At 68.7% G+C, this 18836-nt stretch carries 17 protein-coding genes; 11 read left to right on the top strand and 6 right to left on the bottom strand.

Features of this window, described 5'->3' with window-relative positions:
• Positions 1-77: 77 nt before the first annotated feature.
• Positions 78-1088 (bottom strand): amino acid ABC transporter substrate-binding protein, encoded by a 1011-nt coding sequence (locus tag K9U40_RS02815; RefSeq protein ID WP_282888727.1) that lies wholly within the window; start codon positions 1086-1088, stop codon positions 78-80.
• Positions 1089-1270: 182 nt separating this feature from the next.
• On the opposite strand from K9U40_RS02815, the gene metC reads away from it, so the two are divergent.
• Both metC and K9U40_RS02805 read left to right on the top strand, forming a co-directional pair.
• Positions 1271-2467, top strand: a complete 1197-nt coding sequence (gene metC / locus K9U40_RS02810) for a cystathionine beta-lyase (RefSeq protein ID WP_282888726.1) — start codon at positions 1271-1273, stop codon at positions 2465-2467.
• A gap of 79 nt (positions 2468-2546) precedes the next feature.
• A complete protein-coding gene (locus K9U40_RS02805) occupies positions 2547-2741 on the top strand; it encodes a hypothetical protein (RefSeq protein WP_282888725.1) in 195 nt (64 codons plus the stop codon).
• Positions 2742-2753: 12 nt separating this feature from the next.
• On the opposite strand, the gene panC is transcribed toward K9U40_RS02805, so the two are convergent.
• Complete coding sequence (gene panC / locus K9U40_RS02800; RefSeq protein WP_282888724.1) at positions 2754-3611, bottom strand: pantoate--beta-alanine ligase; 858 nt, start codon at positions 3609-3611, stop codon at positions 2754-2756.
• Positions 3612-3829: 218 nt separating this feature from the next.
• On the opposite strand from panC, the gene K9U40_RS02795 reads away from it, so the two are divergent.
• Together K9U40_RS02795 and K9U40_RS02790 are read left to right on the top strand one after the other, a co-directional pair.
• A complete protein-coding gene (locus K9U40_RS02795; protein WP_282888723.1) occupies positions 3830-4564 on the top strand; it encodes a VWA domain-containing protein in 735 nt (244 codons plus the stop codon).
• Between the two features lie 63 nt (positions 4565-4627).
• Entirely contained in the window at positions 4628-5353 is a 726-nt protein-coding gene (locus tag K9U40_RS02790; protein WP_282888722.1) for a DnaJ domain-containing protein, read from the top strand.
• Positions 5354-5368: 15 nt separating this feature from the next.
• On the opposite strand, the gene K9U40_RS02785 is transcribed toward K9U40_RS02790, so the two are convergent.
• On the bottom strand, positions 5369-7273 hold the full coding sequence (locus K9U40_RS02785) for a D-alanyl-D-alanine carboxypeptidase family protein (RefSeq protein ID WP_282888721.1): 1905 nt from the start codon (positions 7271-7273) through the stop codon (positions 5369-5371).
• Between the two features lie 291 nt (positions 7274-7564).
• Between K9U40_RS02785 and K9U40_RS02780 the strand changes: the two genes are divergently transcribed.
• The 3 genes from K9U40_RS02780 (at position 7565) to clpA (ending at position 11311) form a co-directional block, all read left to right on the top strand.
• Positions 7565-7909: a phasin family protein gene (locus K9U40_RS02780; protein WP_282888720.1), complete on the top strand. Its 345-nt coding sequence runs from the start codon at positions 7565-7567 to the stop codon at positions 7907-7909.
• Between the two features lie 359 nt (positions 7910-8268).
• A complete protein-coding gene (gene clpS, locus K9U40_RS02775) occupies positions 8269-8604 on the top strand; it encodes an ATP-dependent Clp protease adapter ClpS (protein ID WP_282888752.1) in 336 nt (111 codons plus the stop codon).
• A gap of 247 nt (positions 8605-8851) precedes the next feature.
• Positions 8852-11311: an ATP-dependent Clp protease ATP-binding subunit ClpA gene (clpA, locus tag K9U40_RS02770; protein ID WP_282888719.1), complete on the top strand. Its 2460-nt coding sequence runs from the start codon at positions 8852-8854 to the stop codon at positions 11309-11311.
• Between the two features lie 98 nt (positions 11312-11409).
• On the opposite strand, the gene K9U40_RS02765 is transcribed toward clpA, so the two are convergent.
• Complete coding sequence (locus tag K9U40_RS02765; protein ID WP_282888718.1) at positions 11410-11916, bottom strand: sterol desaturase family protein; 507 nt, start codon at positions 11914-11916, stop codon at positions 11410-11412.
• 152 nt (positions 11917-12068) lie between these two features.
• On the opposite strand from K9U40_RS02765, the gene K9U40_RS02760 reads away from it, so the two are divergent.
• The 3 genes from K9U40_RS02760 to K9U40_RS02750 all read left to right on the top strand — a co-directional run bounded on the left by K9U40_RS02760 (position 12069) and on the right by K9U40_RS02750 (position 14552).
• Positions 12069-12464 (top strand): 4a-hydroxytetrahydrobiopterin dehydratase, encoded by a 396-nt coding sequence (locus tag K9U40_RS02760; protein WP_282888717.1) that lies wholly within the window; start codon positions 12069-12071, stop codon positions 12462-12464.
• Positions 12465-12606: 142 nt separating this feature from the next.
• Positions 12607-13617, top strand: coding sequence for an aminotransferase class III-fold pyridoxal phosphate-dependent enzyme (locus tag K9U40_RS02755; RefSeq protein WP_282888716.1), 1011 nt, complete (start codon positions 12607-12609; stop codon positions 13615-13617).
• A 128-nt stretch (positions 13618-13745) separates the two neighbouring features.
• On the top strand, positions 13746-14552 hold the full coding sequence (locus K9U40_RS02750; RefSeq protein ID WP_282888715.1) for a hypothetical protein: 807 nt from the start codon (positions 13746-13748) through the stop codon (positions 14550-14552).
• Between the two features lie 52 nt (positions 14553-14604).
• Here K9U40_RS02750 and rimO read toward each other — a convergent pair whose 3' ends face one another.
• On the bottom strand, positions 14605-15939 hold the full coding sequence (rimO, locus tag K9U40_RS02745) for a 30S ribosomal protein S12 methylthiotransferase RimO (RefSeq protein WP_282888714.1): 1335 nt from the start codon (positions 15937-15939) through the stop codon (positions 14605-14607).
• A gap of 376 nt (positions 15940-16315) precedes the next feature.
• The gene (gene tyrS / locus K9U40_RS02740) at positions 16316-17566 is read right to left on the bottom strand and encodes a tyrosine--tRNA ligase (RefSeq protein WP_282888713.1); all 1251 of its coding nucleotides are present in this window, start codon (positions 17564-17566) and stop codon (positions 16316-16318) included.
• Between the two features lie 130 nt (positions 17567-17696).
• Between tyrS and K9U40_RS02735 the strand changes: the two genes are divergently transcribed.
• A complete protein-coding gene (locus K9U40_RS02735; RefSeq protein WP_282888712.1) occupies positions 17697-18806 on the top strand; it encodes an anhydro-N-acetylmuramic acid kinase in 1110 nt (369 codons plus the stop codon).
• Positions 18807-18836 lie beyond the last annotated feature (30 nt).

The raw sequence follows: 18836 nt of genomic DNA, 5'->3' as shown, positions 1-18836 counted from the left end.
CCTTTTATCTTTGCTGGCAGCGGGCGCCGCGCACGGCGTCCGCCACCGGTGGTTTCAATGATGGCCGCTCGCGCGCATCAGCGCACGGGCATGCCGTACTGGATGCCGCCCTTCGTCCACAGGTTGTTGAGCCCGCGATCAATGCCGAGCGGGGTGGCCGGGCCCACATTGCGGTCGTAGATCTCGCCGTAATTGCCCGTGGCCTTGACGATGCGCACCACCCAGTCGGCGGTGAGGCCGATGCCCTCGCCATACTTGCCGTCCGTGCCCAAAAGGCGCTTCACGTCCGGGTTCTGGGAGTTGACCTGCTCTTCCACGTTCTTCTGCGTGATGCCCAGCTCCTCGGCGTTGAGGAGGGCGAAATAGACCCACTTCACGAGGTCGGACCACTGGTCGTCGCCATGGCGCACGAGCGGGCCGAGGGGCTCCTTGGAGATGGTCTCGGGCAGGATCACGTGGTCGGCGGCATTGGTCAGCTTGAGCCGCACGGCGGCGAGCTGGGAGCGGTCGGCGGTGAACACGTCGCAGCGGCCCGATTCATAGGCCTTCACCGTCTCGTCGATGGTGCCGAACGCGATCACCTCCCCGTTCTTCATGTTGTTGGCCCGGAAGAAGTCGGACACATTGAGCTCGTTGGAGGTGCCGGTCTGCACGCAGATCGAGGCGCCCTGCAGCTCCTTCGCCGACTTCAGGCCCACCGCCTTGCGCACGAGGAAGCCCTGGCCGTCATAATAGATGACGCCGGCGAAGTTGAAGCCCAGCGTGGTGTCGCGCGACATGGTCCAGGTGGTGTTGCGCGACAGGACATCAATGGCGCCGGAGGTCAGCGCGGTGAAGCGGTCCTTGGCGGAGAGCGGGCTGAACTTCACTTTCGTGGGATCGTTGAAGATCGCCGCCGCGATGGCGCGGCAGAAGTCCACGTCGAGACCGCTCCACTCATTCTTGTCGTTGGGGCTCGAGAAGCCGGGCAGGCCCTGCGAGACGCCGCAGTTGACGGCGCCGCGCGCCTTCACCTCGTCGAGCGTGGCGGCATTGACGGCACCCGCCAGAGACAAAAGCCCAACTGCTGCGAAGAGGATGCGTTTCACGGAAGGTTCCTTCTCTGAGATGACGCCTGTCTTCTCCCCGCCGTCCGCTCGCGTCGCCGGGATGACGGCTCAGGCTCGACGGGGCGACACAAGACGTCTATCCCGCCCATCACAGCCCCTTGGCGCGGGCGGGTCAATAGCAGGACACCGGCCGCGGCCAACCGTCGGCACAGGAGATTTGCATGTCGCATGGGCAAGGTGATGGAACAGGCAGCGACACCGGCCTGAGGCCCGCGACGAAAGTCGTGCATGCAGGCCGCGATCCCAGGCGTTTCGACGGTTTCGTGAATACGCCGGTCGTGCGCGGATCGACTGTTCTTTCGGCAACCTACGACGATCTCATCCACCATCGCGGCCGCTACAGCTATGGCCGGCGGGGCAATCCCACCACCGAGAGCTTCGAGGCCGCGCTGAAGGCGCTGGAAGGGGGAGATGGAATCGCCCTTACCCCGTCCGGCCTCTCCGCGGTGTCGATCTCGCTCCTCTCCGTGCTCGGCGCGGGCGACCACCTGCTGATGGTGGACACCGCCTACCGCCCCACGCGCACCTTCTGCGACCAGGTGCTCAGGCGCCTCGGGGTCGAGACCACCTATTACGATCCGCTGGCCGGCGCCGCCATCGCCGAGCTGATCCGCGCCGACACCCGTGCCATCTTCCTCGAATCGCCCGGCTCGCAGAGCTTCGAGATGCAGGACGTACCGGCCATCGCGGCGGTGGCGCAGGCGCGGGGCATCACCACCCTCATCGACAATACCTGGGCGACGCCGCTTTTCTTCAAGCCCCATGCCTTCGGCGTGGACATCTCCATTCAGGCCGGCACCAAATATATCGGCGGCCATGCCGACCTGAATCTCGGCACCATCTCCGCCGTGGGGCCGGCGTGGAAGAAGGTCATCGCCACCCACGGCACCATGGGCATCACCATCAGCCCCGACGATGCGGCGCTGGGCGCGCGGGGCCTGCGCACGCTGGCGGTGCGGCTGGCGCAGCACCAGCGCTCGGGGCTGGAGATGGCGCAGTGGCTCCAGGATCGGCCGGAAGTGTCGCGGGTGCTGCACCCGGCTTTACCCTCGGATCCCGGTCACGCCATCTGGAAACGCGACTTCTGCGGTGCCAGCGGGTTGTTCAGCCTCATCCTGAAGGACGTGCCGGAGCGCGCGGTGGCCGCCTTCTTCGACAGCCTGACCCTGTTCGGCATGGGCTATTCGTGGGGCGGCTACGAGAGCCTCGCCATTCCCTTCGACTGCCGCGACTATCGCACGGCCACCGATTGGGACGTGGAGGGCCCGGCGGTGCGCCTGCATATCGGCCTTGAGGACGTGGCCGACCTGAAAGCCGACCTCGACCAGGCCTTCGCCCGGATGCGCGCGGCGGCCTGAGGGCTTCATGCCGCTGTAACGGAAACCCCGGCCCCGTTCCCGCGTTCTCTCTTGGGAGAGCAACGGGAAGGAGGCGGTGATGCAGGATCCCGCTGAACTGGAGCAGGAGCGCGCGTTCCTGGAACCGGACGCGCGCACGGCGGACGGGGCGCCGGTGAAGCCGGCGGTCAAGGCCCGCCAGGGCCTCGCCACCGGGCGCGTCCTGACGGTGCTGGTGGTTGGCCTCGTCCTGGTCGTGATCGCCTTTGCGGCGGGCTACATCGGTGCGGTGTGAGGCGGCGCGCCGTCACACCGGGATGTTGTCGATGAGCCGGGTCTCGCCGAGCCAGGCCGCGGCGAGAAGGCGGACGGGCTCGCGGCCGGCATCCGGCCCCTCCTTCAGGGGGGCGAGGGTCTCGGCATTGCGGGCGGCCACATAGTCCACCTTCAGCCCCAGCGCCTCGATCATGCCGCGCGCGGTCAGGAGGGCCGCATCGGTGGCCGTGCCGGCGCGGATCGCCTCGGCGGCGCGGCTGAGGGCGGTGAAGATGACCGGGGCGACCTTGCGCTGCTCCTCGTCGAGATAGGCATTGCGGGAGGACAGGGCGAGGCCGTCCTCCTCGCGGATGGTCGGCACGCCCACCACCTCGACGCCGAGGTCGAGGTCGCGCGACAGGCGGGTCACCACCTTGAGTTGCTGATAGTCCTTCTCGCCGAACACGGCGTAATCCGGCGCGCACTGGATGAAGAGCTTGCCCACCACGGTGGCGACGCCGCCGAAGAAATGCGGGCGGAAGTCCGTCTCCAGCCCTTCCGAGGGGCCGCCGACCGCGATGCGGGTAACGAAGCCGGAGGGATACATCTCCGTGGGGGTCGGGGCGTAGACGAGGTCCACCCCCACGTCCGCCAGCTTGTAGAGGTCGCTCTCCAGCGAACGCGGATATTGGGAGAAGTCCTCGTGCGGGGCGAACTGGGTGGGGTTGACGAAGATGGAGACCACGGTGCGTGGCGCCAGTTCGCGCGCCTTTTCGGCCAGCGCCACATGGCCGGCATGAAGAGCGCCCATGGTGGGCACCAGAGCGACGCGCGCGCCTTCCGCGCGGAAGCCCGCCACCTGTGCCCTGAGGTCGCGCACGCGCCCCACCACCTTCGGCAATGTCGCCATGATCCCAGCCCTCTCCTGCCGCCCGCCGGAACATCTGTGGCGCCGGGGCCGTCGCCGAGGCCGATGCAGCCAGGGCTCCGCCTCCCGGATGGCAGCGCCGGGAGGAGATAGGGCGTCGGTGTCCCGTCATCAACCGTTGAGTTGACGTTTCCTTGCGTGGCCGCCCCGCCCCTTGGTTCGGCAGGCAGGGCGGCTTATGTGTGGACCAAGAGGCTCCGATGGCGAAGACCGACGACAAGAATGCGCACCTGCCAAAGGCGAAGGAGACCGTAGCCCCGGTGGTTTCCGACGCCGACGCGGTGGCGCGCTTCCTCGCGGCGGCCCGCGCCATGCCTCCGGCGCGGCCGGCGGACGGGCGGGGACGCCTTGCTTTCGCCCTCGACGCCACCGGATCGCGCCAGCCCACCTGGGCGCTGGCCTGCGACATCCAGGCCGACATGTTCGCCTCCGCCGCCGCCCATGGCGGGCTCGACATGCAGATCGTCTATTACCGGGGGCAGGGGGAATGCCGGGCCTCGCCCTTCGTGACCGATGCGGCGACCCTGGGCGCCCTCATGCGCCGCATCGCCTGCCAGGGCGGGCTCACCCAGATCCATCGCGTGCTGGAGCACCTCGCGCGGGAGGCGGAGCGCTCCGGGCTCAGGGCGGCGGTGTTCGTCGGCGACGCCATGGAGGAGGATGCCGCCCGCCTCATGGAGGCGGCTGGGCAGCTGGCGCTACGCGGGGTGCGGCTCTTCATGTTCCAGGAGGGCAGCGACAGCCGGGTGGAGGAGGTGTTCCGCAGCCTCGCGGATGTCACCTCCGGCGCCTATTGCCGGTTCGACGCCCGCGCGCCCGACGAGTTGCGCCAGCTGCTTTCTGCGGTGGCGGCCTATGCGGCGGGCGGGCGTCCGGCGCTCATCGCCCGGCGCGACGCCGGGGCCCGCCTTCTCATCGCAGCGCTCGGCGGCTGAGGGCGGCCTTCCGAACGCCATGTGCCCGAGCCTTGAATCCGTTCGACCTGTGAGGTGGTTTTCGTGATCAGCCTGATTGCCGGCGCCCTGCTGCTGATCCTCGCCCTCTACGGACTGAAGACGTGGACCCGCGCCGATCCCAAGGTCCTGGTGGCCATCCTCATGCGCTCGCTGGCCTATGCCGCGCTGCTGGGCGCGGCCGGAGCGCTGGTGATGGGGCGGTTCACGGCCGCGATCCCGCTGGCGGCGGTGGGCATCGCCCTTCTGGGCCGGCTCGATCCGCAGGGGGTGGGCGGCTATCTCGGCAGCCTGTTCCGCAAGCGGGGCGCGCCGCAGGTCTCGAAGGTGCGCACGGCGCTGCTGGAAATGGAGCTCGACCTGTCCAGCGGGGACATGAGGGGGCAGGTCCTGGCGGGACCTTATGCCGGCACGGCGCTGGACGCGCTCGACGTGCCGTCGCTGCTGGCGCTGCGCCGCATCTGCGACGCGCAGTCCCTGTCTCTACTCGAAGCTTATCTCGACCGCCGGGCGCCCGCCTGGCGTGAGCACGCTCAGGCTGACGCGGGTGCGGGGGGCATGGGCGATGCGGGCGGGAGCGCCGGCCGTGACGCGATGACCGAGGAGGAGGCCTATGAGATCCTTGGCCTTCAGCCGGGCGCGGAGGCCGAGGCCGTCCGCGCGGCGCACCGCGCCCTGATGAAGAAGCTCCACCCCGATCTGGGCGGATCCAGCTATCTCGCTGCGAGGATAAATCGCGCCAAGGACGTGATCTTGCGCAAGCATGGCTGAGTCTCGTGCATGACTTCAATTCTTGAAGGTCATACAGTCGAAGTCATTACGCTTGAGTAAACGGCAGGCTTCGCGGGCGCCCTTTTCGTCCAGGCCGGCAAAGCGGGCGCGGTACAGCTCGGACGAGCCCTTCTGCACCTTCTCCGTATAGGGATCGGCATTGCCGAGGACGGACCTGGCCCGCGCCTTGGCGGCATCGAGCTTGGCCCTCGCCTCCCGCTCGCCGCCGAACGCGCCGATCTGGATCTGCCAGCCGGAATGGGCGGAGGCCGGAACCGGGGCCGCCTTGGCCGGGGCGGGCCGTGCAGCAGGCTCGGGGGCGGCCACGGGAACGAGGGACGCGGTGCGCACCGGCCGGGCCGGCGCGACGGCCACCGGCGCCGGGTTCTGGGCCGCGGCGTTGGCGCGCTGGGCGGCGCGTATGGCCTGGGCGTAGGTGTCGTCCGGCTCCATGGCGGCGATGCGGGCCGCGCGCAGGGCCTGTTCCGACGCGCCGCTGGCGACCGCCGAGGCGAGACGGGACGTGTCCTTGCCGGTCGGCGCCGTGGCCTGCTGGACCGGTGCGGGCGCGGGCTGGGGCGCGCGCGCCTGGCCCTGGGCCACGGCCTGGACCGCGGAGGCCGCGGGCGAGAGGGTGGCGCCGGAGGGGCCGAGATAGCCGAGCACGCCGGCGGGGGCGCTGAAGCTGGCCGGGGTCGGCGCGGCAGCGGCGGCAGCCTGCGCCGGGCGCTGGACCGCGACGGTCTTCACCGCCACCGGGCGGATGGGCTCGGCCGAGCCGGGCTTCACCTGATGGCCGGCGGCCTGCGGAATGGATGCGGTGGTGGCGGGCTCGGCGGCGGCGAGCTGCACGGCGGCCGGCTTGGGCAGGGGCGCCACCGCGTGGGGCGTCTCCTCCTCGCGCTGCGCCACCACCGGCAGGGGTGCGGTCCGGCCCATGGGGATGGCGGCGTCGGCCACCTCGGTCACCTTGGGCGCGGTGCGCCCGCCGGCATAGGCCACGGGCAGGTTCTGGCTGATGAGGCTGGTCATGCGCGCATCGCGCGAGCCGCCGCTGGAGCCGCCGAGCACCACGCCCACCAGATAGCGCCCGTCGCGCTTCACCGAGGTGACGAGGTTGAAGCCGGAGGCCTGGGTATAGCCGGTCTTGATGCCGTCCACGCCCTCCACCCGGCCGAGCAGGCGGTTGTGATTGCCGATGGCCTGCCCGCGATAATAGAAGGTGCGGGTGGCAAAATACTTGTACTGCTTGGGGAAGCGGTCCTGCACCGCGCGGCCGAGGATGGAGAGGTCTCGCGCGGTGGTCACCTGGTTGGGATTGGGCAGGCCGGAGGCGTTGCGGAACACGGTGCGGCTCATGCCCAGCGCCCGCGCCTTGCGGGTCATCATCTCCGCGAATTCGGATTCGGTGCCGCCGAGGTTCTCGGCGATCACCACCGCCACGTCGTTGGCCGAGCGCGTCACCAGGGCCTTGATGGCGTCTTCCACCTCGATGGTGGAGCCGGGCCTGACCCCGAGCTTGGACGGCTGCTGCGACGCCGCCTTGGCCGAAACCTGCAGGTCGCTGTCAAGTTTCAGGTTGCCCGCCTCCAGCTGCTCGAACAGGAGGTAAAGGGTCATGATCTTGGTGACTGAGGCAGGATGTCGCAGGGCGTCCGCATTGTCCTCGTAGAGCGTCTTGCCGGTATTCGCGTCCACGATGATGGCGGAGGAGCCGTAGCGCCAGCGGCTGGCGTCGTCGTTGTCCTGAGGACTGGCGATCTGCCGGGAGCGCGGCTTGGAGCGCTCCTTGGACCGCTCGACCTGGGCCTTCTTGCGGGGCTTCGCCTCGGCCGCCGGAGCGGTCAGCGAAAACGCCGCAAGCACCGCAAAAGCAAGGGCTTTCGTGGTGAAGGAGAGGCCGGCCGACGATCTACGCATGCACATTTGTCCCGTGTCCAAGGTCGCAAACCCGATCCAGTTCCCGCGCCCGTTGTGACCTGGGAGCCTCGTGAAAGGCTTGTGCGTCGCACCGAGGTTTGGGGGAAGCGACCGAGTCCTGAGCCTAAAAACGCGGAGTTACCAAGGCGTAAACCTGGCAGCGTTGCCATATTGTGCGGTGCACAAAAACGCTTGACGGGCGTGCTGCAGTGCATATTATCCACAACCGAGCGGAGGCAATAACCACTCTGCGCGGGGCCGGCCCCATTCGCCGGCAAAAGGGGACTCCCAATGGTTCAGACTGCTGAAGAGCTGCAGAAGATCAGCAAGGACAACATCGAATCCGCCATGAAGAGCTTCGGCACGCTCTCCAAGAGCGCCCAGGCGATCGCGGTGGAAATCGCCGACTACACCAAGACCTCCTTCGAGCAGGGCACCGCTGCCCTCGAGAAGCTGCTCGGTGCCAAGACCGTCGAGCAGGCGATCGAGATCCAGCAGTCCTACCTGAAGACGGCCTATGAAGGCGCCGTGGCCCAGGCCACCAAGCTCGGCGAGCTCTACACCGAGCTGGCGAAGGAAGCCTACAAGCCCTTCGAGGCGAGCTTCGGCAAGTCCGCCTTCAAGTTCCCCGGCTGAGGCCACTGATTTCGCCCGTACCGGGCGTTGCGCCGGGAGGTTGTCCTCGCGTCCCCCGGCGCGCCGGCTCCCTTGGGAGCCATGCGTAGATGCGTAACAGTTGCGTACAGGTGTTGCGTCACAAGGCCCGGCCCAGTGCCGGGCCTTCGTCGTTGGTGGCTCCGCGCAGGTGCGCCCGGCCGCGCATGCAGGGCTCCGCGCGCCGTCGTGACGGCGCGGCACTGGCGAAGAGGCCGAGCGTTTCCTATTATTCCCATCATTCAGGGAGCTGCGCCAAACTCCGTGCGACGGCCGGAGCAGCGGAACAGGGCGCGACGGACATGATGAATATTTCAATCTCCAATTTTCAGGTACCGGCCATGGCCGGCCCCGACACGCCGCCCCGCAAGGGCGGCGAGGGTCCCGGCACGGCGGTCATCACGCGCACCAAGCCGCAAACCAAGCGGCCCTCGCTCTACCGGGTGCTGCTGCTGAACGACGACTACACGCCCATGGAGTTCGTGGTGCATGTGCTGGAGCGCTTCTTCAACAAGAACCGCGACCAGGCGAACACCATCATGCTTCACGTCCACCATCACGGTGTGGGGGAGTGCGGCGTTTTCACCTATGAGGTCGCCGAGACCAAGGTGACGCAGGTGATGGATTTCGCCCGCAAGCACCAGCATCCGCTCCAGTGCGTGATGGAGAAGAAGTAAGCCGGCGCAAAGCCGACCGGGGCTTCCGCGACAATTCGTGATGGCCATGTTCCGGGTTCCGCGCGGCCCGGAATGCGAGGTCGTGTCTTGTGCTGCGGACGGGCGGCGGCTAAGGGAAGCGTTTTTCCCGCGCAGGAGGGGCTTGCGCACTGCGGCATCCGGTACGAAGTTTGTGTGAATGGCGCACGCGTTCCTCAAGCCGGCGGGGTCTCCGAGGGCCGGGAGCGACGCGCGAAACGAGGTGTCGATGCCTACTTTCTCACGCAGCCTCGAACAGTCGCTCCATCGCGCTCTGGCCCTCGCCAACGAACGCCACCACGAATACGCGACCCTCGAGCATCTGCTTCTCTCCCTGGTGGACGATCAGGACGCCGCCGCCGTCATGCGGGCCTGCAACGTCGACATGGAGAAGCTCCGTCGCAATCTCATCGAATACGTGGACACGGAGCTGGAGAATCTCGTCCAGTCCGGCTCCGACGATTCCAAGCCCACCGCGGGCTTCCAGCGCGTCATCCAGCGCGCGGTCATCCACGTGCAGTCCTCCGGCCGGGAGGAGGTGACCGGGGCTAACGTGCTCGTCGCCATCTTCGCCGAGCGCGAGAGCCATGCCGCCTATTTCCTGCAGGAGCAGGACATGACGCGGTACGACGCGGTCAACTACATCTCCCACGGCATCGCCAAGCGCTCCGGCATGTCCGAGAGCCGCCCCGTGCGCGGCGCCGACGAGGAGACCGAGACCAAGTCCGGCGACGACAAGCAGAAGAAAGCGGACGCGCTCGACGCCTATTGCGTGAACCTCAACAAGAAGGCGCACGAGGGCAAGATCGACCCGCTCATTGGCCGCGACGCCGAGATCACCCGCACCATCCAGGTGCTGTGCCGCCGGCAGAAGAACAACCCGCTGTTCGTGGGCGACCCGGGCGTGGGCAAGACCGCCATCGCCGAGGGCCTCGCCAAGCGCATCAATGACGGCGACGTGCCGGAGGTGCTGGCCACCGCCACCGTGTTCGCCCTCGACATGGGCGCGCTGCTCGCCGGCACCCGCTATCGCGGCGACTTCGAGGAGCGCCTGAAGCAGGTGGTGAAGGAGATCGAGGCCTATCCGAACGCCATCATGTTCATCGACGAGATCCACACGGTCATCGGTGCCGGCGCGACCTCGGGCGGGGCCATGGACGCGTCCAACCTTCTGAAGCCGGCGCTCGCCTCCGGCAGCCTGCGCTGCATGGGCTCGACCACCTACAAGGAATACCGCCAGTATTTCGAGAAGGACCGGGCCCTGGTGCGCCGGTTCCAGAAGATCGACGTGGCCGAACCGTCCGTGCCCGACGCCATCGAGATCCTCAAGGGCCTCAAGCCCTATTTCGAGGATTACCACAAGCTGCGCTACACCAACGACGCCATCAAGGCGGCGGTGGAACTCTCGGCCCGCTACATCCACGACCGCAAGCTGCCCGACAAGGCCATCGACGTGATCGACGAGAGCGGCGCGGCGCAGATGCTGCTGCCCGAGGCCAAGCGCAAGAAGACCATCGGCCTGAAGGAGATCGAGGCGACCATCGCCACCATGGCGCGGATCCCGCCCAAGACCATCTCCAAGGACGATGCCGAGGTGCTGGCCAACCTGCGCACCACCCTCAAGCGCGTGGTCTACGGGCAGGACAAGGCCATCGACGCCCTCGCCGCCTCCATCAAGCTCGCCCGCGCGGGCCTGCGTGAGCCGGAGAAGCCCATCGGCTCCTACCTGTTCTCCGGGCCCACCGGCGTCGGCAAGACGGAAGTGGCCAAGCAGCTCGCCTCCATCCTGGGCGTGCAGCTGCTGCGCTTCGACATGTCGGAATATATGGAGCGCCACACCGTGAGCCGCCTCATCGGCGCGCCTCCCGGCTATGTGGGCTTCGACCAGGGCGGCCTGCTCACCGACGGGGTGGACCAGAACCCACACTGCGTGCTGCTGCTGGACGAGATCGAGAAGGCCCATCCGGACCTCTTCAACATCCTGCTGCAGGTGATGGACCACGGGAAGCTCACCGACCACAACGGCAAGCAGATCGACTTCCGCAACGTGATCCTGATCATGACCACCAATGCGGGCGCCGCGGATCTGGCGAAGCCCGCCTACGGCTTCACCCGCACCAAGCGCGAGGGCGACGATTCGGAGGCCATCAACCGGACCTTCGCGCCGGAGTTCCGCAACCGGCTCGACGCGGTGATCCCGTTCGGCCATCTCCCGCCCGAGGTCATCACCCAGGTGGTGGAGAAGTTCGTGCTCCAGCTGGAGGCCCAGCTGGCGGACCGCAATGTCACCATCGAGCTCTCCGACGAGGCGAGCGCGTGGCTGGTGGATCGCGGCTACGACGAGCAGATGGGCGCGCGGCCCATGGCCCGCGTGATCCAGGAGCACATCAAGACGCCCCTCGCCGACCTCGTCCTGTTCGGCGCGCTGAAGAATGGCGGCCATGTCCGCGTGGTGGTGGAAGGCGAGGGCACGGACTCGAAGCTCGGCTTCGAGTTCCCCGAGGGCCCCGTCACCCCCAAGCCGGACAAGATCGCGCCGGAGCCGGCCAAGCGCCGCAAGCCGGCGGCCAAGGCCAAGGCCTCCCGGCCCGGCCCCAAGGGCCCCAAGAGCGGGCCGAAGGGGCCGAAGTCGGGCGGCCCCGGCCGCTCCGGCAGCCCGGTTCCCAAGCTGCCGCTGGTGAAGGCCTGAGCGCCGCGCCGGCACCCGACAAAAAGAAAGAGGCGGCTTCGGCCGCCTCTTTTCGTCTGGGGGGTGTGGTGCAGGGAACGGGAGGAGGCCGAAGGCGCCTATTCCGCCGCCTCGTTGTGCTTCAGACTGCCGCCATGGAGCTTCTTCAGCTTCGCTTTCAGGGCGGCCGGCGGCGGCGCATAGATGAAGCCGAAGGAGACGCAGCCCGCCTTGCCTTCCACCGCGTGGTGCAGCCGGTGGGCCTGCACCAGGCGCTTGAGATAGCCGTTGCGCGGCACGTAGCGGAATGGCCAGCGCTGGTGGGTGATGCCGTCGTGCACGAAGAAATAGAGGAAGCCGTAGACCGTCATCCCCACGCCCACCCACAGCAGCGCGCCGCCATTGCGGAACGCGTAGATGAGGGCGATGGCGATGCCGGCGAACAGCAGCGCATAAAGGTCGTTGCGCTCGAACACGCCCTCGCGTGGCTCGTGGTGCGACTTGTGCCAGCCCCAGCCGAAGCCGTGCATGACATATTTGTGCGCGGCCCACGCCACCCCTTCCATGGCGGCGACCGTGGCGATCACGATGAGCATGTTGACGAAAACGGCGAGAGGGGTCGACATGATGCTCCCATCGGCTGCGGCCCGCGCACCGGCGCGGCGGGCCCTGCGGCGTTGTGGATATACAGCATTCGCCGGCGCCCCGCGCCCTGTGGCAGATCAATCCTGCGTTTCGTTTCCAACCGTGCCGCCGCGCCGGCTTCGGGAGACCGCATATGACCACCCAAAGCCAGACCATCGACCGCAAGAAGACGTTCAGCCCGGAGGAGATCGAGGCCCGCCTGAAGGCGGATCTTCCCCACTGGCGCCTGGAGGACGGCTGGATCCGTCGCACCTACAAGACCAACAGCTGGAAGGGCACGCTTATGGTGATCAACGCCGTGGGCCATCTCGCCGAGGCGGCCTGGCATCATCCCGACCTCACAGCCTCCTACGCCTGGGTGGAGGTGCGCCTCCAGTCCCACGACGCCAAGGGCATCACCGTGCGCGACTTCGCTTTGGCGCAGAAGATCGAGGAGGTGGTGATGTGGCAGCCGGGCGCTGCGCCCGACGCTCCGCTGGAGGGCACGCCCCAGCACGATCTGCGTTTCTCGTACCTGAAGTACGATTGAGCCGGGCGGTTTCAGTCCGGCGCAGGGGGAGGGGCCGGGCCGGCCGCCGCCGGCCCTGCGGTGCTGTGACCGCTTGAGGCCGCCCCCCTGCGGGCGCACGCTGTCGTTGAAGCCGCCGGCGGATGTCGGCGCCGGAGGTGTCATGTCCACACTTGCGCCAGAACCGCCCGAGGAAGGCGCCGCGCCCGTCGATTTTTCCGGCGCGTGTCTCGTCGGGGCACCTGCGCCTCTGGAGCAGGCGGCCGCCCCGGATGCGGGCGGGCTCGTGGACCTCCTCGTCGCCCACTCCTTCGGCGACACGGCGGTGCTGCTGCCCTCGGCCGCCGCGGCGCGACGGGTGATCCTCGACACCGTCCGCGCCCAGCACCGCGTCGCCGGACGGCCCAAGCGGCGGGAATTGCTGGTCTGCGCCGGGGATGCGCCGCTGCCGCCGGAATTTGCCGGCGATGCGGAGGTCAGCCGCATGCCCGACGAGATCGGCGCGGTGCGCGCCGCCATCGGGCCGAGGACGGCGGGCCTGTTCGTCGCCCCGGTGCGGCTTGCGGCGGGCATCGAGATGCTGCCGGGCTCCTTCCTCGCCGAGCTGCGCGAGGCAGCGGACGAATATGGCATCGCTTTGGTCTTCGACGAGACCGACGCCGGCCTCGGGCGCACCGGCATGGCCTTCGCCCATGAATGGACCGGCGTGACGCCGGATCTGATGCTGGTGGGCGAGGGCGCCGGCCTGCCGCTGGCCGCCTTGGTGCTCACCGCGAAATGGGCGCGCGCGCTGCCCAATGGCCGCCCGTCCGTGGCCGATGAGGCGCTGGGTTTCGCACGCGACATCCTCGCCGCGGCGCTGGCGCCCGGCTTCGAGGGGCGGATCCAGGCGCTGGGCTGGCAGCTGGAGGACCGGCTCACCCCCCTGCGCTGGCGCCGGACCGACCTGTTCTGCAACGTCGTTGGCACGGGCCTGATGCAGGGCCTTGTCTGCATCGGCCCCGCCGAGGCGGAGGCGCTTGCGGAACAGCTGGGGCAGCGGGGCGTGAGCGTGCGCGCCATCGGCGAGGTGCTGGCGTTCCTGCCGTCCCTCGACGTGACGGAGGCGCAGATCGCCGCTGCCGGGGACCTGCTCGACGCGGTGGTGGCCGGCATGGCGCACGAGCCGGCGTGAGGCGGATACGCAGCGCGGTGCATAAATACCCTCTCGCCGGACTTTGATTGACAACCGGCCCCCGCAATAGGCCAATCGCGAAAGCGCCCCAGGGCGCGACGAGGAGCGGCAGGCCGGGAGGCGGGGCGATGGCGTTTCTTGCCGGAATTGCCGAGCAGAGCATTGTCGCTTTCGGGGCGCTGTTGCTTGTGGCCCAGCTCGTCGCCCACAGGATCGGCGTCTTTATGGGGCGGCGGGAGAAGGCCCGGGCGACGACGCAGATGGAGGGCGTGGGCGTGGTCGTCGGCGGCATGCTGGCCCTGATGGCCTTCGTGCTGGCGCTGACGCTGTCCTTCGCCAACACAAGGTTCAGCGAGCGCCGCACGGGAACGCTCGCCGAGGCCAACGCCATCGGCACCGCCTGGCTGCGGGCCAAGGCGGTCGGGACGCCCCGCGCCGAGGCGATCGCCACCCTGCTGGAGCAGTACACGAAGGTCCGCGCGGACTTCGTGACGGCCGGCCTCGACACGGCCCGGATCAATGCGCTGAACCAGAAGACCAGCGCGTTGCAGTCAACCATATGGGGGCACGTGGCGGCCATCGTCCGGGAGCAGCCCAATCCGGTGTCGGCCTCGCTGATGGCGGCGATCAACGATACGTTCGACATGAGCACCGCCGAGCGGCTCGCCATGGAGACGCGACTGCCACCCCAGCTGTTCTGGCTTCTGATCCTGATGACGCTACTGAGCACGGCTTCGGTCGGCTACCAGCTCGGACTGAGGGGGAGGAGCAAGCCTTTGCTCGTGGTGCTGCTGATGTTCATGTGGACGGTCGTGATCGTCGATATTCTCGACCTCGCGGCGCCGCGCCTCGGCAATTTCCGCACCAGCGCCGCGCCCTATGAATGGACCATACAGGGCTTCTCCGGCGGCGTGGTCATCCCGCCCGCGCCGTGAAGGGGGGCGGGCGGGTCGGCGGGTCCGGAACGTTCAGCGATCGGATCGGCCCTCAGAACCCCACGGCCGTGCCGGAGAGGTCATAGGGCCCGGCGGCCTCGATCTTCACAGTGGCGATCTCGCCCACGCGCAGGGGGCGGCGGGCGAACACCTTCACCGTACCGTCGATCTCCGGCGCGTCGCCCTTGGTGCGGCCGATGCCGCCGTCGGGGGTCACCGTATCAATGATCACGCTCTGGCGGGTGCCCACCTTGCGCTTGAGGCGCCGGGCGGAAACCTTCTGCTGGGTGCGCATGAAGCGGTCGTAGCGCTCGGCCTTCATCTCGTCGGGGACGGGGTTTTCCAGCGCATTGGCATCGGCCCCGCGCACCGGCTCGAACTTGAAGCAGCCGGCGCGGTCGATCTCGGCCTCTTCGAGGAAGCCGAGCAGCTCCTCGAACTCGGCCTCGGTCTCGCCGGGGAAGCCGACGATGAAGGTGGAGCGCAGGGTCAGGTCCGGCACCGCCGCGCGCCACGCCTGGATGCGGTTGAGGGTCTTTTCCTGCGAGGCTGGGCGCTTCATGCGCTTCAGCACGGTGGGGCTCGCATGCTGGAAGGGGATGTCGAGATAGGGCAGCACCTTGCCGGCGGCCATCAGTTCCATCACCTGATCCACGTGCGGGTAGGGATAGACATAGTGCAGGCGCACCCATGCCCCAAGGTCCCCCAGCGCGCCGGCGAGATCGAGGAAGCGGGCCGCCACCTCCCTGTCGCCCCACGGGCTGGCGGCGTAGCGCAGGTCCACGCCATAGGCCGAGGTGTCCTGCGAGATGACAAGCAGTTCCTTCACGCCCGCCTTCACCAGCCGCTCGGCCTCGCGCAGCACGTCCCCCGCCGGGCGCGAGACCAGGTCGCCGCGCAGCCTGGGGATGATGCAGAAGGTGCAGCGGTTGGAGCAGCCCTCGGAAATCTTGAGATAGGCGTAGTGGCGGGGCGTGAGCTTCACGCCCTCGGCAGGCACGAGGTCGAGGAAGGGGTCGTGGGCCGGCGGCACCGCCTCGTGCACGGCAGCGAGCACGCTCTCATATTGCTGCGGGCCGGTGATGGCGAGCACGCCGGGATGGGCGGCGCGGATCTCCTCCGGCTCGGCCCCCATGCAGCCGGTGACCACCACCTTGCCGTTCTCGGCCAGCGCCTCGCCGATGGCGTTGAGGCTTTCGGCCTTGGCGCTGTCGAGGAAGCCGCAGGTGTTCACCACCACGAGGTCGGCGCCCTGGTGGGTCTTGGTCAGCTCGTAGCCTTCCGCGCGCAGGCGGGTGACGATGCGTTCGCTATCCACCAGCGCCTTGGGGCAGCCCAGCGAGACGAAGGAAATACGGGGCGACGGTTTCAGGGCGGTGTCGGCCATGGGGCGCAGGCGTTCTTTCCGGGAGGCTGTGCGAAGGGCTGGCGCGTAACCGAGCGCCCGCGCCCCGTCAATCCCGCGACTTTGTGGCCGAAGGAGGGAGGGCCGCCGGTGCGTGGTCCCCTTGACCGGGAGCCGCTCCGCTCCCGGCCGCCCTGCGGAGGGCAGGAAGACTTCAGGCCGTCATGGCCGGCCTTGACCCGGCCGTCCACGCTGTCGGGCTGGGCGCAAGGCTCCAAAACGGAGGGCAAGCGGCACGTCGTCATGCCCGGCACAAGGCCGGGCATGACGACGGGAAAGAACCGCCTTATCCCCTCGCCCCCAAAAAGGAGAGGGATGAGGGGGCGCCAGGCCGGGTCGGGGGACGCGGAAGCCGCCCTCACACCGGCTTCAGCAGCACGTGCTTCTTCTTGCCCAACGAGAGCTTCACCACGCCCTCCGGCGTCAGCGCGCCGAGGTCGAGCGTCGCCTTCTCGTCGGCGACGGCGGCGTCGTTCACCTTCAGGCCGCCGCCCTTGATCTGGCGGCGCGCCTCGCTGGTGGAGGCGACGAGGCCGGCTTCCACGAAGGCGTTGGCGACGCCGAGCCCCTCGGCCAGCCGGTCGCGCGGCACCTCCACCGTGGGCAGATCGACGGCCAGCGCGCCGTCGGCGAAGGTGGCGCGGGAGGTCTCCTTCGCCTTCTCCGCGGCTTCCCGGCCGTGCAGCAAAGCGGTGGCCTCGGTGGCAAGCACCTCCTTGGCGAGGTTGATCTCCTGCCCCTCGAGGGCGGCAAGGCGGGCGATCTCGTCCAAAGGCAGCTCGGTGAAGAGCTTCAGGAAGCGCTCCACGTCCGCGTCGCCGGCATTGCGCCAGTACTGCCAGTATTCGTAAGGCGAGAGCAGGTCGGCATCGAGCCACACCGCGCCGCCGGCGGTCTTGCCCATCTTGGCGCCGGAGGAGGTGGTGAGCAGCGGCGTCGTCAGGGCGAACAGGTCGGCGCCGTGCATGCGCCGGCCCAGCTCCATGCCGTTGACGATGTTGCCCCACTGGTCCGAGCCGCCCATCTGCAGAATGCAGCCGTGGCGCCGGTTCAGCTCCACGAAGTCGTAGGCCTGCAGGATCATGTAGTTGAATTCGAGGAAGGTGAGCGGCTGCTCGCGCTCCAGCCTGAGCTTCACCGAATCGAAGGTGAGCATGCGGTTGATGGTGAAGTGCGGCCCCACCTCGCGCAAAAGCGGGATGTATTTCAGCTCGTCGAGCCAGGCCGCATTGTTCTCCATGATGGCGCCGCGATCGAAATCGAGAAAGCGCGCGAACACCTTGCGGATGGAGGCGATGTTGTCCGAAATCTGCTGGTCGGTCAGCATCTTGCGGGCCTCGTCCTTGCCGGACGGATCGCCGATCTTGGTGGTGCCCCCGCCCATGAGCGCGATGGGCCTGTGCCCGGTGCGCTGGAGCGTGCGCAGCATCATGATGGAGAGCAGGTGCCCGGCATGGAGGCTGGAGGCGGTGGCATCGAAGCCGATATAGGCGGTGATGGGTCCTTCCGCGGCCTTGGCGTCGAGGCGCTCGAGGTCCGAGCACTGGTGGATGTAGCCGCGCTCATGGAGCGTGCGCAGGAAGTCGGAGCGGAAGGTCTGGGAGGTCATCGCGTCAATCGGTCTTTTGGATCGGTTTCTTGGATCGGTCTTGGGGCGGGCGCTCACGCGCCGGAAAGGTGCGGTGGTGTATCAGGTCCGGCGCAAGATTGCACAGGGCGCGCGTTTTGGGGGTGAGCGGATGCGTGTGGTGGGCCTGATGAGCGGCACGTCCATGGACGGCATCGACGCCGCCCTGATCGACACCGACGGCGAAGAGGTGCAGTGGCTCGGCGCCGCGCTCACCTGCCCCTATGATGCGCAGACGCGGGCGCTGCTGGTTTTGGCCATGGAGGATGCGCGCGGCCTCAACCATCGCACCGACCGGCCCGGCGTGCTGCGCGAGGCCGAGATCCGCATCACCGACCTCCACGCGCAGGCGGTGCGCCAGCTTCTCGACCAGTTGCGCCTCACCCCGTCCGGCATCGACCTCGTGGGCTTCCACGGCCAGACCGTGTTCCACCGCCCCGACGCCCGCCTCACGGTGCAGATCGGCGCGGGGGAACGGCTGGCGGCAAGCCTGCGCGTGCCGGTGATGGCGGATTTTCGCGCCGCCGACGTGGCGGCGGGCGGGCAGGGGGCGCCGCTGGTGCCGGTGTTCCACCGTGCGCTGGTGCGGCGCCTCGCGCTGCCCCATCCGGTGGCGGTGCTGAATGTGGGCGGGGTCGCCAATGTCACCGTCATCGACGGTGACGCCCCGCCTGTGGCCTGCGACACCGGGCCGGGCAATGCGCTGATCGACGATTTCCTCTTCGCCCGCACGAAAGTGCCCTTCGATGCGGACGGCCGCGCGGCGGCGCGCGGCACCGTGGACGAGACGCGCATCGCCGAGGTGCTGGAGCACCCCTTCTTCCGCCAGCCGCCGCCGAAATCGCTGGATCGCAACGATTTCCGCCTGTTCGTGGGCGAGCGCATGGGGCTTGCCGGCATGGGGCTGGAGGACGGGGCGGCGACGCTCACCGCCCTCACGGCGGCGAGCGTGGCGGCGCTGGTTCAGCTGTTGCCCCGGCCGCCGCAAAGCTGGATCGTCGCCGGCGGCGGCGCCCGCAACCCGACGCTGCTGGCCATGCTGGCGGCGCGGCTGGGGGCGGAGGTGCGCACGGCGGACAAGGTGGGCTGGTCCGCCGACGCGCTGGAGGCCCACGCCTTCGGCTTTCTCGCCGCCCGCGCCCTCAAGGGCCTGCCGCTGACCTATCCGACCACCACCGGTGCGCCCGCGCCCATGACCGGTGGGGTCCTGTTCCGCCCTTGAGGGAAGGGGGAGTGGTTCTGCCCCCTCCCC

The organism is Xanthobacter autotrophicus (assembly GCF_030015065.1).
In the GTDB taxonomy this organism is placed as follows: Bacteria; Pseudomonadota; Alphaproteobacteria; order Rhizobiales; family Xanthobacteraceae; genus Xanthobacter; species Xanthobacter autotrophicus_D.
This window is presented reverse-complemented; position numbering and strand designations above follow the sequence as displayed.

Excerpts from the sequence above, each read along its gene's own strand:
- rimO (WP_282888714.1), bottom strand. The coding sequence starts at position 15,939 with ATGGCCGACACCGCCCTGAAACCGTCGCCCCGTATTTCCTTCGTCTCG.
- clpS (WP_282888752.1), top strand. The coding sequence starts at position 8,269 with ATGGCCGGCCCCGACACGCCGCCCCGCAAGGGCGGCGAGGGTCCCGGC.
- tyrS (WP_282888713.1), bottom strand. The coding sequence starts at position 17,566 with ATGACCTCCCAGACCTTCCGCTCCGACTTCCTGCGCACGCTCCATGAG.
- K9U40_RS02750 (WP_282888715.1), top strand. The coding sequence starts at position 13,746 with ATGGCGTTTCTTGCCGGAATTGCCGAGCAGAGCATTGTCGCTTTCGGG.
- K9U40_RS02785 (WP_282888721.1), bottom strand. The coding sequence starts at position 7,273 with ATGCGTAGATCGTCGGCCGGCCTCTCCTTCACCACGAAAGCCCTTGCT.
- K9U40_RS02755 (WP_282888716.1), top strand. The coding sequence starts at position 12,607 with ATGTCCACACTTGCGCCAGAACCGCCCGAGGAAGGCGCCGCGCCCGTC.
- K9U40_RS02795 (WP_282888723.1), top strand. The coding sequence starts at position 3,830 with ATGGCGAAGACCGACGACAAGAATGCGCACCTGCCAAAGGCGAAGGAG.
- K9U40_RS02735 (WP_282888712.1), top strand. The coding sequence starts at position 17,697 with ATGCGTGTGGTGGGCCTGATGAGCGGCACGTCCATGGACGGCATCGAC.
- K9U40_RS02780 (WP_282888720.1), top strand. The coding sequence starts at position 7,565 with ATGGTTCAGACTGCTGAAGAGCTGCAGAAGATCAGCAAGGACAACATC.
- metC (WP_282888726.1), top strand. The coding sequence starts at position 1,271 with ATGTCGCATGGGCAAGGTGATGGAACAGGCAGCGACACCGGCCTGAGG.
- K9U40_RS02805 (WP_282888725.1), top strand. The coding sequence starts at position 2,547 with ATGCAGGATCCCGCTGAACTGGAGCAGGAGCGCGCGTTCCTGGAACCG.
- panC (WP_282888724.1), bottom strand. The coding sequence starts at position 3,611 with ATGGCGACATTGCCGAAGGTGGTGGGGCGCGTGCGCGACCTCAGGGCA.
- K9U40_RS02760 (WP_282888717.1), top strand. The coding sequence starts at position 12,069 with ATGACCACCCAAAGCCAGACCATCGACCGCAAGAAGACGTTCAGCCCG.
- K9U40_RS02765 (WP_282888718.1), bottom strand. The coding sequence starts at position 11,916 with ATGTCGACCCCTCTCGCCGTTTTCGTCAACATGCTCATCGTGATCGCC.
- clpA (WP_282888719.1), top strand. The coding sequence starts at position 8,852 with ATGCCTACTTTCTCACGCAGCCTCGAACAGTCGCTCCATCGCGCTCTG.